At 35.2% G+C, this 16374-nt stretch carries 5 protein-coding genes; all 5 read right to left on the reverse strand.

What is annotated here, in order from left to right:
* Positions 1 to 89: 89 nt before the first annotated feature.
* Positions 90 to 317, reverse strand: coding sequence for a hypothetical protein (locus E7Z79_RS07185; protein WP_303739282.1), 228 nt, complete (start codon positions 315 to 317; stop codon positions 90 to 92).
* 75 nt (positions 318 to 392) lie between these two features.
* Positions 393 to 1994 carry a hypothetical protein gene (locus tag E7Z79_RS07190; protein WP_303739283.1) on the reverse strand — a complete coding sequence of 534 codons (1602 nt, stop codon included), beginning with the start codon at positions 1992 to 1994 and terminating at the stop codon, positions 393 to 395.
* A gap of 467 nt (positions 1995 to 2461) precedes the next feature.
* Positions 2462 to 7639, reverse strand: a complete 5178-nt coding sequence (locus E7Z79_RS07195) for an Ig-like domain repeat protein (RefSeq protein ID WP_303739284.1) — start codon at positions 7637 to 7639, stop codon at positions 2462 to 2464.
* A gap of 166 nt (positions 7640 to 7805) precedes the next feature.
* Positions 7806 to 13382 (reverse strand): hypothetical protein, encoded by a 5577-nt coding sequence (locus E7Z79_RS07200; RefSeq protein WP_303739285.1) that lies wholly within the window; start codon positions 13380 to 13382, stop codon positions 7806 to 7808.
* Positions 13383 to 13499: 117 nt separating this feature from the next.
* A partial coding sequence (locus tag E7Z79_RS07205) for a hypothetical protein (RefSeq protein ID WP_303739286.1) occupies positions 13500 to 16374 on the reverse strand: 2875 nt, incomplete at its 5' end.

The raw sequence follows: 16374 nt of genomic DNA on the forward strand, positions 1-16374 counted from the left end.
CAAACGCAGCAATTAATATTCTAAACCGCTGGTTCAACGGAGATAGCCTGATAAAATACTTAAATTAACCATTATTAAGTGAAAAAAATTCAGGAATCCCCATCCTCTATAGGATGGGGTGGTTCAAAAGTTCCATTTAAAATGACTGTTGAATTGAATTTTGCTTTTTCTATTGTGTTCTGCACGTCATCAAAGGTATTTGTGGTTTCATGTGCCTGCAAATCATTTTCAATAGTGATGTTTTCTGAAGCTGAAACAGCACCAATCATGATTATCAGAATCATCAAAGAAAAGCATATGATTTTTTTCCCAAACATGATTAAATATTTGTTAAATTGTATATATAAAGAAGTATTGTCAAAAAAAGAAATTTAAATAAGGGGTGTAATCCCTTATTTTTTGACTTTAGTTGTTTTTTTGACGGTGTCTTTTAGGTATGTTGCCTGATATGTTATCTTTTTACCTATTTTGAGCTTATTAAGCATTGATGATTTGACGGTAACTTTAGCTATTCCTTTGGAGTTGGTTTTTGCCTTGTAGGTTTTGCCGGCAAACTTGAAGGTCATCTGTTTGCTTTTGAGTGCTGTTTTGCCCTTTTTAAGGGTTGCAGTCAATACAAGTTTCTTGGCGGATTTTTTGACTTTCACGCTTTTAAGGGTCACGAGATGCTTTACCACAAGCTTGACCTTTCCAGTATACTCTCCAAAATCTCCCCAGTTTATGAAGTTTATTGTATGAGTTCCAGGTTTCAAGTTCTTTGGAATCTTGACAGACACTTTTCCGTTTTTCTTGGCGTATGTGCCTAGGTAATATTTCTTGTCCAATGTGATGTCAATGTAGTCTCCCTTGAGTGCAAATGTCCTGCCTTCTCCATAAACGGTAAATGTCATTTTTTTGCCGTCTGTGTAGTACATGTAAACAGATTTAGGACTTACATACTCATCCACCACAGAAAATGTTTTGGATACTGTGTAAAGAGGGGAGGTTATTGTTACCCTGTGCTTTCCGTAGTTTAAGGAACTTGTTTTGACATAATACTTTAAGCGGTAATAATCCGCATCAATTCTTTTAGTATAAAGCTTGGTTTTCTTGCCGTCGATTTTAACGGTTACCTTTCCTGAAATCTCTTTAGGGATAAAAATCTCCAAATTGTTTCCCTTCACTATCTCATTATAGCAGTTCACGTCATAGGTCGCATTGACGAAAGCGGACTTGTTTATGCCTTTGTATTTCAGTGTGATGTTTGCCGGTTCCAGGAAAGTGTAGTATTCCTTATATACGTAACATTTCTCATCTTCCCAGTAATTAATCAGATTGTACTTTTGCCAATCGTACATATAGCAGGAATATCCATCATACTCTGAGCCCATATCTCCTTTTGCTTTAAAATTTGAGAGATTAATGGTCTTTTTCACACCATTGATGTAGAGATATGCATTTCCGGTCATGTTCTTGAGATATTTTATCATTATGTATCCACGATTATCCAATGCGTCACGATTGTTCTCGTAGGTGTTCAGCAGATGAAGATTTGACGGGGCCTTGAGTATTATTGGGGATACGGTAAATGTTCCGGACAATGATGATGCGTTTTGGTATTCATCGCCTGAAAAGTTCAAATCGAAGTTATGTTGGCCAAGTGTCAATTTTGAAGCGTCAAATTTCAAATATGGGATTGCATCATAAATTGGGGGAATATAATTATAATCCATGGTTATGTTCTGTTTTTCCCCATCAATTGAAAGGGAAAAATTTCCTGTTGTGTATCCTACTCCATATACGTCGATTGATTGGTTAGGAGCGGGCAGGATTTCAATATTTTCTTCGACTGCAATGTTCCAAGTGTAGTTCTCTTCAATGTCTTTGTCATTTGTGTCCAGTTCAATTGTATCGTCAGTGGTTAATATTGCATCATCAGTAATGTTTTCGGATGCACTGGCTGCTCCCATTGCAAGTATCATGAGTAGCAGACCAATTATAAATATCTTTTTCATTTTAATCCTCCATTAATATTTTATTTCTTTTTTAAATGGAGATAAACCATGTTATTTTTTAGGCGCTTCTGATTTGACATTAATTTGTGTTGGTTTTCGTATTAGAGTTTTAAAGAGTTATTATTTCTCCATTTCGATTTCTTTTAGAATTTCATCAATTAAATCGGTGTCTCCTTCAGAGGACTAATCAAATGTTTCCTCGGAATCTTCTTCTGTTGGTGTTTCTCCAAGTATCTCGTTGATGTCATCAAGAGTCAAATCCTCAAGTTCCTCTTCGATGTATGAGTAGTCATCTTCGTATGTTGGCTGTTGAGGTTCGACGTATTCAACCTCTTCCTGTTTTGGAGATTATCGGAATCATCAAAGAAAAGCATATGATTTTTTCCCAAACATGATTAAATATTTGTTAAATTATATATAAAGAAGTATTGTCAAAAAAAAGAAATTTAAATAAGGGGTGTAATCCCTTATTTTTTAATTTTAACTGTCTTTTTGATTGTATCTTTTGCATATGTTGCCTGGTAGGTTATTTTTTTGCCTACTTTGAGCTTTTTCAGGACACTGGATTTGATGGTTACTTTTGCGACACCTTTGGAATTGGTTTTGGCTTTGTATGTTTTGCCGTTGAATTTGAATGTCACTGTTTTCTTTTTTAGGTATTTTTTGTTTACTTTGGCCAATGTTGCCTGCAGTATTAGTTTTTTGGCTGATTTTTTGACTTTAATGGCTTTTAGGGTCACGATGTGTTTGACAGTCAGTGTTTTTGTCACTGTTGTTCCAAGGGTTGTTATTTTTAGCTTGTAGGTTCCTGGTGTTTGTGTTACCTTGAAGCTTGCGACTCCTTTGGAATTTGTTTTGATTGGCTTTAATTTCTTGTTGTTTAGTTTTATAGTTACACTGACGCTCTTTGCCAATATTCCTTTGTTTTTGTATACTGTTATTTTGTATGTTGTTCCTGCTGAGTATAGGACTTTGGCGTTGGAAGCTGTTATTGATGGGTTTGTCTGTATGCTTACCTCTGAGTCCTTTTTAAATGCAGGGTAGTTGTCGTCTCCGGAATACTGGAATGTTATTGTGTATTTTCCGTTCATATGGGATAGGTCTATTTTGAGTATTCCTCCAATGATTTCGTATACTTTGTATTGTGTTCCGTCAATGAATACTGTAATAGTTCCGGTTGCATCATCAGGGAATTCCAAAATGATTACTCCCTCATTGTCTGATTCTATAGTTTCGGGAACAATTTCCACAACAATATTTGGAACTACATTAACGGTAATGTTTCCTGCACTTGCTTTGAAATTTGAATCTCCGCCGAATCGGGCTTCAATGAGATATTTTCCTGCTTGTGGTGGAGTGAATGTGAATGAATTTCCATTACCTTCTGATCCAATAAAAGTGAAATTGGCATACAGGTCAACATTGCCTGTAACCGGGGCATTGTTTTCATTGAACACAAATGAAGTGATTTCAATTGAATCTCCAAGATAAATGTTGGATACGTTAACCATAATCATTGTTCTGGTTTCAATCAATGTAGTGTTTGTAACATTTTCTGGAGCAGTTCTATCAACAAAACTGCAGTTGGTGACAGTTCCACCGTAAACTGCATTGTTCACATCACAGGCATCATTTCCTATGAATTCAGATTCGCTTATCTCTACGTTGATGTTTCCATTGACATAGATGCATCCTCCATCAAGGTTCGCAACGCAATTTTCAAAGGTGGCTTTGCTGATAACTCCATTATTACCATTCCAATAGATTGCACCTCCACGACTTGCAGAAGAGCAGTTTATAAAGTTGCAGTTGAACACAGCACCATTCATACCGCTCCAATAGATTGCACCGCCATTTTCTGCGCAATATCCGTTTATGAAGTTGATATTCTTTAAAGTGACGTTTGCAGCCTGAACCTTAAATATTCTTGATGTGTGGTTGGCATCAATAGTGTGGCCTTTACCGTCAATGGTTATCGCTTTTGAAATGACAATTCCTTCATTGGATGATGATGCATCTTTAACATAATCCTTATTTAAGTTTAAAATGCCATTTTCTGGAGTATTTGAGATTAAAGTGGACAGTTGTGAGAATGTTCCTGTGGAGTTGCTGTATACGTTGAACGAAACGGTTTTATTTTCCGCCAGAACATAGTCATTACCTTCATAAGTTGCAGTCACATCATATTTTCCGATTTTTAAATTGTCTACATTGACACTTGCTTCACCGTTTATGATGGCCGCAACAAGATTGGCATCTCCGACCTGAACCATGATGTTTCCAGTTGCCTTTGTGTTAATTGTAAATGTGATGATGGCTGTTTCGCCTTCATCAATGTCAGCGGCATTGACTTTCAAATCGGCATTGGCTTTGGATGTGATATTGCTTTCACCCAGCTTAACTGAATTTTTGTCGATTGGAGCATACTTTTTGTCACCTGCATAGGAAAACTGAACTTCCTCATTTTCGTTCAAGTTTACTCCTGTTATGGTGGCTCTGCCTCCTTCAAGAGTTTTTGTAAAGAACTGGTCACCTACCTTTACAATTATATCTCCTGTTGCATCTTCATTGAGCTCTACTGTCAGTGTATCTGATGAATTTGAAATATGGACATATGATTGCGGCTTTGTGACTACAATGGTATACATGCTTGATTCTGAATAATATGACCCTGATAGGTAATAACCATAATTCCCTTCATAACTTATATAAAAAGAATGTGTTCCAACACTTAGATTTGAAAGCGGTATTCTGGCCACACCATTTTCTACATCAGCTTTACCTCCTTCTGCATATACGGTACCGTTCGCATCGCTAGGCAAAGTAACTACTATATATTCATCAGCACCGGCAACCATTTCATGGGGGTAAGTTTCTGTCGGACATAGCTTTATACTAATTAAATCATCAAATAAATGGTATTTGCTATCATCGTATTTAAGATAGAATGTGTTATAGCCTATTTTGTAAAAATCATCTATGAAGACAGTTGATTTTCCGTTTATGACTTCAAACTGATTGAGGGTAATAATTTCATTGGTGTTATTAACTTGCCGTTTTTGGCAGAGATAGAGAATTCCATTAGCATCGCTTGGTAGTTCAACTGTTAATGTTACATTTTCACCGAAATAAAGTTTTCCACTATAATAACCGCTGTCTAATTCTTCCAAATTATTACCATATCCGCTGAGGTCCTTAATTGGAGGAACTATTCTAAGTTGATATATATTTAAATAACCGGTAATGACTTGGCGTAAATCTTCATCATCATTAGTGTCATAGTCATCAAAAACGTATTTTGTTTCATCATAATCTATAATTCTGGCACGTACATCGTGTATTCCATAATCTAAAGAAACATTCACCCTTGCATTGCCATCAACAATATCTACTGTTTGTATAGGTACTTCAGTATCATTGATGTCTTCATATACATATAATTTTCCAACAAAATCACTTGGAAGATTGGTGACAAATATTAAATCTTTGCCATACCTCATGCTATAATCTCCCATACTATTGGAATAGATGCCCTGTTTTTCCCCAATGGATATTACTTCATATAATTCCGGATATTCATCCCCATCATAGCGCACAGTTATATTATATCTGCCTCTTTCCAAATGGGGAATGGTTAGATTGGCTGTTCCGTTAACAATCGGGACAATATAATCTTTGTCTGCAGTTACAATCAAATTTCCACTAACTTCTCTAGAAACTTTAAAATTAAAAGTGAGATTGTCTTCTCTAAAATAGTTATTATGATTGAAATTATTGCTTTGATGAAGATAATAACTTGCATTAACAGTATTATTCACAGATTTTGTCACATTTCCATTTGTATAGATTATCTTAACGTCATGGATGCCGCGAGGGATATTGGATATTATGGAATCATAGTATTGATTAGCATAGGAACTGTAATCACTATTAATAAATCCCATTTCAAATAGTTCATCATCAACAACGATTGAATAATGCCCTCCGTCATAGATTGATCTGATTGTAGCAATATAATCTCTATAATAATTTGAATTTCCAATACTTGCATATACGTTTTCATTAAGATCAATAATGACATCGGTTACTTCAAATGTGAGGGAGGCATTTGCAGGGTTATATATTTCATTTCCCAAATAATAAAATTCAATTGTGTGCTGTCCTAAATCCAAAGATGAAGAATTAGAACTCGCCCAGTGTAAATCCCGAGGATTTCCAGTATTAAATACTAATTGTCCATCGATATATGCTGTAACATTGCCTAAGAGTTCATTCTTATCTTCCGGGACATTCCGTATACTAAAATCGATAGATTCTCCTTTAAGCACAACATCATCCACATTAACATCTAAAACAATATTTGGATTAACGTCATATATCCTAATTGAAGAGTCATCACTAAAAGTATAATTTCCACTTTCAAATCTTAAATCATATCTTAAGATGAAAGATTCATATTCATCATCATATTCTGTGGAATTGAGGTTAAATAACTCAATAGACACAATACCATGGGTGACATTAACGCTGCGCTCTTCACCACCGATAGTCAATGTTAAAATCCCTTCATATTCCTCAGGTACAATAAAAGTTAAGTTGTTATTAGGTTTATTAACATTTATAGGATTTGCAATGACAATTGGAGCAAAAGAAACATAATAGAAATTACCATCCTCCCAGTAAACTTTATAATCGCTGCCGGTATAATTTGGATAGATTTCATGATAACCAAGTTTTAAATTGCTTAATGTGACGTTTGCAAATCCATTTTCAACCGGAGCAGAACCTAATAATTTGTATTGCTCATCAACTATTTCATAAACATCCAAATTTCCCTGTGCATCAGCAGGCATATTCACGTAAATATAGGTTGGTTCATTGAAACCGTACGGGTTAATTAGGGTATATGTTGCAATATAATCAATTTCCAATTCGCAGGAATCTGACGGATAATCATCACCTTCATAAATGAATTCTAAGATATTATTGCCATAATCTAATTTATCCTGCCCAATTGTAAAAATGCCATCTTCATCAAGATCTTTCGGGTTTATTGAATATTTTCTGCCGTTTATTTTATATGTGATATTGCCGTTGGCATCATTTGGAATAGATATTATTATATGAAAGCTATCTCCGTATGGTACTTCAAGATGATTTACTTTTTCAGAATTGAAATCTTCAATCACGACATCAAAACCCCAGTATCCTCTGAAAACATATGTTTCATTGAATCCTTCAAAAGTATTGTCACCTGAATAGATTACGTCAACGGTGTAGTTTTTATATTCCAAATTGCTTAATCCCAAATCATTAGCGGAAATTCGGGTATATTCATCAAGTTCAACATCATAGACCTTACATAATTCATCATCGACAAATATTGAAAGGTTTCCACCATTGCCACAATACCAGAAATTATAATTAATTAACTCAGAATCTAGGTCATGAATGTTATATTTTTCTTTAACTGAAATATCATACTCCAATTCAGATTCCCAACCTTGATCATCATCCAAATCAGAATCGTCTTCGTCATCTTCATCTGAAACTATGTCGATATTGTCAACACTCGATTCAGTATAGTTTTGCGTGTCAACTGCCGTTAGATTGTTTACATCGTCATTTGCACTAACGGCTCCCATTGTTAAAATAATTAGTAGTAATAGTACTAAAATCGCTTTTTTAAATCCCATAATATCACAGGTATTATTCTTTATATGGGATTATTTCTTTTTAAGAAAGTATTTAAGTCTTAGAAAGTTTTTGCTTTAATTAAGAAAATAAGAAAAAATAAGGATTGGTGGGTCCTTATTTTTTAACTTTAGCTGTTTTTTTGACGGTGTCTTTTAGGTATGTTGCCTGGTAGGTTATTTTTTTGCCTACTTTGAGCTTTTTCAGGATATTGGATTTGATGGTTACTTTTGCGACACCTTTTGCATTGGTTTTGGTTTTGTATTTTTTTCCGTTGAATTTGAAGGTTACGGTTTTCTTTTTTAGGTATTTTTTGTTTACTTTGGCGAGTGTTGCCTGTAGTATTAGTTTTTTGGCGGATTTTTTGACTGTTGCTGTTTTTAGTGTTACTATGTGTTTTACTGTTAGTGTTTTTGTTACTGTTTTTCCAAGGGATGTTATTTTTAGCTTGTAGGTTCCTGGTGTTTGTGTTATTTTGAAGCTTGCGATTCCTTTGGAGTTTGTTTTGATTGTCTTGAATTTTTTGTTGTTTTGTTTTATTACTACGTTTACGCTGTTTGCTGTTATTCCTTTGTTTTTGTATACTGTTATTTTGTATGTTGTTCCTGCTGAGTAGAGGACTTTGGCGTTGGAAGCGGTTATTGATGGGTTGGTTTCTACTGTTATGTTTGCGTCCTTTTTAAATGCAGGGTAGTTTTTGTCTCCGGAATATTCGAATGTTATGTTGTATTTTCCTTTCTTGTCGGATAAATCGATTTTGAGTATTCCTCCGATGATGTCATATACCTTGTATTTGGTTCCGTCGATGAATACTGTTAGTGTTCCTTCTGCATCGTCTGGGAATTCCAGTGTAAATATTCCAGCAGTACTTGTTTCTATTTCTTCTGGAATGTCAACAGGTATTACAGTAAATTCAGCGGTACTTGAACTGTCTTTGTAGCTGGAGTCGTCAATGAATTTTGCAAGTACCTGGTATGTTCCTACATCACCTGTTTTATAGATGTATGCAGTATTTGCAGGTATTGTTGCCATTAATTTGGAATTTATGTATATTTCGACTGTACCGGTATTTACCAATCCTCCTTTTTGGCTTAAAACGATTGTTGTGATTGAAATGTCATTTCCGGCATATACTGCAGTTTCATTTATTGAAATGATTGTTGTTGTGTTTAGAGGTGTGTATGTGTTGTTTTTGAATGTGCAGTCTTCGTCAATTGTTCCTCCGTATACTGCTCCGCTTTCCTCTTCTGCAATGTTGTTGTCAAATATTGATGATTTGATTTCAACGTTCCTGTTTTCCGGAACATATACTGCTCCTCCGTTTTGTGCATATGAATTGGTGAATATGGAGTTTGCTATTTCTCCGTTGTTTGCGTTCCAGTATATTGCTCCACCGTTTGATGTTGCGGTTGAGTGGTCGAATGTTGATTTATTTATCATTCCGTTTTCACCATTCCAGTAAACAGATCCTCCATTTTCAGCAGAACAGTTAATGAATGTACAATTGGATATTGTACCGTTTTTACCAATCCAGTTGATTGCTCCGCCGTTGGCGTTGATTTTTCCGTTGATGAATCTGATGTTGCTAATTTTAACGTTATTGGCAGAAATGCTCAGTATTCCGGACAGGTTTTTGGCATCAAGGATAGTTTCTCCATCACCACTGATTGTTAGCTCTTTGTTGACGGTTATTATTGATCCGTTTCCGTAGTATGTTCCTTCCAGATTGATTGTATCTCCTGCATGTGCATTGCTGATAAGATTGGTGATATCTGTGAATGTTGATTGTGTAATATTTTGTGATGATTCATTACTTCCAGTATCTGTCTCGTTAAAGTAATCATCTTTAGATATTACAATCCCTTTTACCTTAAATATATTGTTTTCGAAAAGTGCTGAAAGATTTGCATCTTCAACACATGATGCTATTTCATCAATGGAATTCAAATTGAATATATTGTTAACAAGGTTATTTGCATCGCTTTCCCAAACAGAATTTCCCCTAATGGCAGTATTATTGTAGAATTCATTTGACTGATAGGATGCAGTTTCACTTCCATGTTTGATTGCTCCGCCCCAACTGTTGATTGCCTTATTGTCTATGAATGTTGAATTGGCGACTAGATGGTTGTTTCCATCTGTATAAATTGCTCCACCACCTTCCCAAGAAGAAATGCTTTCGGTTACAATATTATTTTTAAACAATGAATTCAACATTCTTAAATTTTCGCCATTTACGTAAAGAGCACCACCGTATCTCTCAGCTGTGTTGTTTTCAAAAGTACAGTTAGCCATATAACCGTCCTGAGCCCACCAGAAAATACCGGCGCCCCAACTTGCAGCATTATTGACAAAAGTGGAATTGATAAGCACGCCAGAATCACCTTCCCAGTGAATAGCACCACCCCAATTGCCACTGTTCTGTCCATTTACAAACTTAATGTTTTCAATGCGAACATTATTTGCGGATACACTTAATATGCTTGACAAACCTTTGGCATCCAAAACTGTTTCACCAATTCCTCTAAGAGTAACTGTCTTGTCGATGCTGATTGAAGAACCAGAACCGTAATAATAACCTGATAAATCAATAGTATCTCCAGAATTGGCACTATCAATTAAATCTTTAAGTTCGGTGAATGTTGAATTAGTATCTGAAGTACGATTGTTCGGATAAATTTCAGGATTACTGTTTCCATTAAAGGTACAATTGGTAACGTTGCCTAGGACATTAAAGTATATTGCGCTACCTACTTGCTCTGCAGTATTGTATTCAAATTTGGAACTGGACACTGTTAAAATAATATCTTTATCAACATATATTGCGCCTCCATTTTCTGCTTGTGAATGTGTAAAATTGGAGTTAAGTATTTTTCCATTTTTAGAATTCCAATAAATAGAACCTCCCTTTTGAGCAGAGCAATTTATGAAAGAACAATTGATTATTGTATTGTTACAATCACCAGCATAAATAGCACCGCCTCTTTCTGCGGAACAATCGATAAAGCTACAATTAATTACATTGTCGTAACGTTCAACAATGTTTATCGCACCTCCTTCATCAGAAGAACAATTCTTAAAGATGCAACCAACGATATTTACATAAGAGTCATGGACATAAATTGCAGTTGAAGTACAATCATTAAATTTACAATTTGTAACATTTCCTCCTTCACAACAGAATACGATAGCATTTACAGAACATGCTTCGAAAGTACAATTAGTAATATTTCCTACACATCCATAATTACAACAGACAGCACTAATACAATCAATAAAAATAGAATTGGTTAGATTAGATGGTCCCTCAAAATGAACATATGCAGAATATGAACTATCAATTGTGCAGTTGGAGAAAGTACAGTTTATAACGCTGCCTTCACCGTTAATAGCTCCACCATAAATTATGTTGCAGGCATCTCCACAATAAGAAAACGAACAATTTATAATTCGACTTTTACTTAGATAAATAGCTCCTCCATAAACCAAATCACAGCCATATGTGCAATTAAAGAATCTGCAATTTATAACATCACTATTTCTAACAGAGAGAACACCTCCACTTATTGTCTTTTGAATATCATGAACACAATTAATGAAGCTACAATTGACAATACTTCCAGAATTCATTGAAACAACCCCTCCTCCAATACCGTAATCACTACTGCTATTAATTGGAGAGCAATTATTAAAGTTACAGTTAATTATTTTGCAATTTGAACCGCTTACAGAAATTGCTTCATGACTAGCATTGAGAAATTCGATATTATTTAGTATAATATTGTCAACATTTAATTTGAATAGTCCTGATTTGCCGTTTGCATTTAATGTGTGACCGTTTCCGTCGATTGTGATTGGTTTTGATATTGTGATTCCGTCGGCTGTGATGGATCCGTCGTTTGTGTAGTCATCATCCAGTTCTATTGTGTCTCCGGAACTGGCTGAGTCTATTAGATTTTTTAAATCTGTGAATGTCTTGTTGCCTTTGGTGCTGACGGTAAATGTTTCGTTGGCATTGGCTGGCAGGTATTTCAAATCACCGGTATATGTTATATTTGCAATGTATGTGCCGATATCCAAACCTGAAAATTTAGTTATTATTGGTTCATTGCCGACATCTGCTGTAAATGCCATATTTCCGACGGTTATGTTGAGTATTCCTGTTGCATCAGAAGGTAAAGTTACGGTGAATGTTGCGTTTTCACCATAGGTGATATCTTCTACAGTTACTGTCATGTGGGGTTCTGTCTTTTCCTTGTTTCCGTTTATGGTGCAGTTGGAAATTATTCCTCCTACAATCAATTCACTCAAACTTTCAGAGCCTTGTGTTTCGAAGTTGCAGCTAGAAATTATTGTGTTGTTGTTTGCATAAATTGCTTTTGCGTTTTCAGCAGAACATTTTATGAAATTACAGTTTGTTATATTGCCTGTAGTCCCCACTTCGAAATAAACAGCACCACCATAATTTTTGGCAGTGTTGTTAGTAAAGTTACAATTTGACACATTGATTTTACCCTCAATGTAAATTGCACCTCCCCGAGATTTAGCAGAGTTAGCAATAAAATTAGAATTTGTTATATTGCTGTCACTCTCAAAGCGAATTGCACCACCATAATATGATGCAGTGTTGTTGGTAAAGTTACAATTTGACACATTACTCTTACCTTCAATGTAAATTGCACCTCCATGAGATTTAGCAGAGTTAGCAATAAAATTAGAATTTGTTACTTTGCCCTTCATAATAATGTAAATTGCACCACCAAAATTTGCAGTGTTGTTGGTGAAATTACAATTTGTTACAATACCATTTCTGCCTATACGAATTGCACCACCATCATATGAATCATGTGCTTGGTTATTTATGAAATTACAATTTGTTACATTACCTTCCCGGTTAAAGTAAATTGCACCACCATATCTTTTGGCAGTGTTGTTGGTAAAGTTACAATTTGTTACATTACCATTGCCCATAAGGAAGTATACTGCGCCAGTGTTATTAACAAAATTACAATTTGTTACATTACCGTTATTATAAAAGTAAATTGCACCACCTTCATAACTGTCAGACACTTGATTATTAGTGAAATTACAATTTACTACCTTACAGTTACTGTTAATGTAAACTGCACCACCACCACCGCCACTATAAGTGCCGGTTGCCATGTTATTGATAAAATTACAGTTTGATAAGGTACCATTTTCTCCATTCCAATGAATGGCTCCTCCCCGTACACCATTGCTGCCATTAATAAATTGGATGTTTTTCAAAACAACATTTTCGGCAGTGATGTAGAATATTCTGGATTTTGACATGGCATTGATAGTATGCCCGTTACCGTCTATGGTGAATCCATTTTTACTGATTGTTATATCGTCTAAATCTCCATAGGAGTAACTGTAGTCATCATTCAATATCAATTCGTTTTCCGCATTTTGAATCAGAGTGTTCAAATCGGAAAATGTTCCTCCTGTAACTATACTTCCGTTTCCAGGGGTGTATGATCCATTTCCGGGACCTGAAATTATATCATTTGATTCAACACTAAGGATATTGTCATTTTCGCTAAGTTCTAAATTTGTGTCTTCATTTGCTGCGAGATTGTCCGATGTCGTATTGGTGTCGGCTGCACTTGCAGCTCCCATTGTTAAAAAAATTAAAAGTAATAATACTAAAATCGCTTTTTTAAATCCCATAATATCACAGATTATTATAGTTTATATGGGATTATTTCTTTTTAAGAAAGTATTTAAGTCTTAGAAAGCTTTTGCTTTAATTAAGAAAAATAAGAAAAAATAAGGATTGGTGAGTCCCTATTTTTTAACTTTAGTTGTTTTTTTGACGGTGTCTTTTAGGTATGTTGCCTGGTAGGTTATTTTTTTGCCTACTTTGAGCTTTTTCAGGATACTTGATTTGATGGTTACTTTTGCGATTCCTTTTGCATTGGTTTTTGTTTTGTATGTTTTGCCGCTGAACTTGAATGCAACAACTTTACCTTTGATAGGAGATTTTCCTTTCTTAAGGGTTGCGGTCAGGACAAGTTTTTTAGCGGATTTTTTGACAGCTGCACTTTTCAAAGCAAGGACTTTTTTAACTGTCACTTTAACTTTTAAGGTTTGCTTTGCATATTTGACAACTACAGTGTATTTGGCAGGTTTGTAATTCATAGGCAATGAAGCGATACCTTTAGCATTGGTTTTTTTGGCAACAGCCTTGTTTTTGCCGACCTGGAAGGTTACTTTAGCTCCTTTAAGAGGGTTGCCGTCAGTGCCTAAAACCTTTGCATTGTAATTGAATCCGTTGTAAACTGTTGCTGAAGTTGCAAAGAGTTTAGGAGTAGTCGCTTTTGAAACATTAGCCTGATAACCCTCCTGGAAAACACAACAGTTGTCTTCATCATAGACACTGACATCGATTAGATATAAACCTGAAGTTACAAGAGGCATTGAAACATCAGTTTTTTGTGAGGTAATCTTTGCTGTCCTTTCATAATCGTTGTCACCATAACAACTGACTTTGCCTTTAAATCCTGAAGGAACTAAAACAGAAACGATATTTTTGCCAAATACAACAAAATTGTCGGATACAATAACAATAGGTTTAACCCATATTGTACCTTCAGTTGAAACCTCTATAGGTTCTTCTCCATCTTCAACAAAATTAGCAGAATATTCATTCTCCCCTAAATTTAATCCTAAAAGAGTGACTTTAGCATATCCATCAACCATCATTGCGCTGGACTCTTTGCCGTTGCATGATACTGTCAATGTACCGTTGATAAATGAAGGAAGATTTAAATAAACATCCACACTTTCATTGAAAAGAATCTCCTGTGATGAAACAAGAATATTGAAGTTTACGGAAAGGTCAAAAGTCCTGTTTTCCACATAATAGTCATCTCCGTCATAATACACACGGACATTATAGTAACCCCTATTCAATGTGTCGAATGATATTGCAGCCTTACCGTTTTCAAATGCTTTTTTGGCATAGACTTCTCCATCGACTTCGACAACAAGATTGCCTTTAGCATCATCAGGTAAAACTACTGAAACATCATTATTTTGAGACTTATATGTAACATATGAGTCATAATCAATATTTGCAGCCACACTGAATGTTTCATTTACCTTTAACGGATGATTGTATTTCTCATCACCGGAATATTCAACAGTGAGGACATGATCACCGAAATATTCTGTGACGTTTACTTCATAATATCCGTCTTCAGTAACCTTGTATTTGGCTGGCTTTCCGTCAATAGTTACGTTAACTGAACCTTTACTGTCATCAGGAAGCTTAAATTCAACATAATTCTCTCGGCCATAAATCAATTCACCAGCATATATTTGCATTTTATAGTCAAGAGTGATTTTTTTGGTTACATCAATCGGAGCTTTGTTTCCTTTGTAGTAAACGCGAATATTATGGGATCCCAAAGGCAAATTCAATGAGTCTACATGACAGTAAATTAACAGGCCATACTCATCTAAATCTTCATACATATCAGCAACATCATATTCTTTAACCTTTTTGCCGTCTGCATAAATGATTAATGTTCCGGTGGCACCTTGCGGGAGTTTTACAAGTATGCAGTCACCGTTATTGTAGTACATGGTATCCGGAATGTCCACGACATATTTTGAAACATTAAAATCATATGACATGACCTTAGGTTCAAAGTATCCGTCACCAGTATAGTTCAAGGTTAGGGTATGGGCGCCCAAAGCCAATTTATCGGTTTCAACATAAATTTCCAGCGTATCATATACATTATCTCTGGAAATTTCACTGCCGTCGACATAGACAATCATTTTCCCACCAATATTATCAGGCAATGAAAACTCCAATGGAATTTTAGCTCCTTTTAGAACGTCAGCAGGAACATTTACAGCAAGATTTACGCAGGAAGGATCCACATCTGAAACTTGAATCCAACGATTATAAGAATAAATGGTATTGCCATCATCATAAACTTTAATATACAGGTCTTCCCCTTCACTCAAAGTTAAGTTGGACAACTGAACATTGCATTTTCCGGTATTGTCTGTTCTGCCTTTAAAAACCGCTACATCCCCAATTGATACAGTTACATTTTTGTTTTTATATTCCTCTGGGAAAACAACAGGAATATCATAGGTTCTTTTGCTGTAGAACTTGTTTGGAAGGTCCATATTTGGAATGACTTTAAAATAGTCATTAGCAACTGTGACATTATTATGAATGACATATACATCATAATATTGATTAAATTCGAGATTATCCGGAATTGAATATATCGCCTTTGAATCCTTAACAGTTACTGTTTTTTCATCATATATGATACTTCCATCATCATAATCCTTAAGAACAAATTTGATTTGTTCACCGTCAGCATAATTGACTATAACATCACTTGAAGAGTTAAAAAGGACTTCACCCGGAATGTATGCATTTGGCACAATAGCAAATACTTTTTCAGCTGATTTTGCTTTGATGTTTTTGCCGTCACCTTTGTATGTTACTTTAACAGTCACGTTGGTAGTGGTTGCCGGACCATAATTAATCCAAGCCTCATACTCATCATCCAAATCTATGTTAAATTTTTCACCATTTATATCCATAACAACTTTGCCTGTGTGTGAAGGAATGTCAGCAGTTATAGAATTGGATTCTCCATATTTCCATTCGTCCTCATCAATGGAAATA

Origin of the sequence: Methanobrevibacter thaueri (assembly GCF_015062905.1) — an archaeon.
In the GTDB taxonomy this organism is placed as follows: domain Archaea; phylum Methanobacteriota; class Methanobacteria; order Methanobacteriales; family Methanobacteriaceae; genus Methanocatella; species Methanocatella thaueri_A.